The following is a 746-nucleotide window of genomic DNA, read 5'->3' on the forward strand; positions in this document are numbered from 1 at the left end:
CACAATGCGGGATAAACTTCTCTACTACGAGGCGATGGAAATTCATCAATTCGAGGGTAAAGCGAAATGGAAACCCACAAGCCGGACAAAGTTGCTACATCTGGACGACCTCGAAATACTGGATGCCTATAACAGAGAAATCCGAGGTTTTGCAAACTATTTTTCTATCGCAAATAACAGTTCACACCTGAATTCTTTCAAGTACATCATGCAATACAGTCTGTATAAGACTTTTGCACGAAAGTACAGTACGACAGCCCGAAAGATTATCGCAAAGTATCGACATCACAAAGATTTTGCGGTTTTCTATGAGGACAAGAAAGGAGGAAAGAAGATGCGGGTATTCTTCAACGGGAGCTTTAAGCGTAAAACAACCGCGATGGACGCGAGTTGTGATTATGTAGCCAACACGATTTTCAATACCACTGTATCAAGCCTTATACAAAGGTTAAAAGCGGGTAAGTGTGAATTGTGTGGCGCAACGGAAAACATTGAAATACACCACGTCAAAAGACTCAAAGACTTAAAAGGCAAAGAGCCATGGAAAATCCAAATGATTGGACGTCAGAGAAAGACGTTAGCTGTATGTATTCCCTGTCACAACAAGATACATCACGGGATAATAGACTGAATATGTTAGTGGAGAGCCGTGTGCGCCGAGAGGTGCAAGCACGGTTCGGAGGCGAGTTCTTGGAAACCTACCGTAGAAATACGGCAAGGCACCGGGTTCTTAGCCTACGGCTCAC

The 746-nt window shown here is 43.7% G+C and carries 1 protein-coding gene; it reads left to right on the forward strand.

Features of this window, described 5'->3' with window-relative positions:
• Positions 1-631 (forward strand): group II intron reverse transcriptase/maturase (locus tag ACESTR_RS16305; protein WP_279003007.1); only part of this gene is annotated, 631 nt, incomplete at its 5' end.
• Positions 632-746 lie beyond the last annotated feature (115 nt).

This window comes from Alistipes sp. DJF_B185, assembly GCF_964250025.1.
GTDB lineage: Bacteria > Bacteroidota > Bacteroidia > Bacteroidales > Rikenellaceae > Alistipes > Alistipes finegoldii.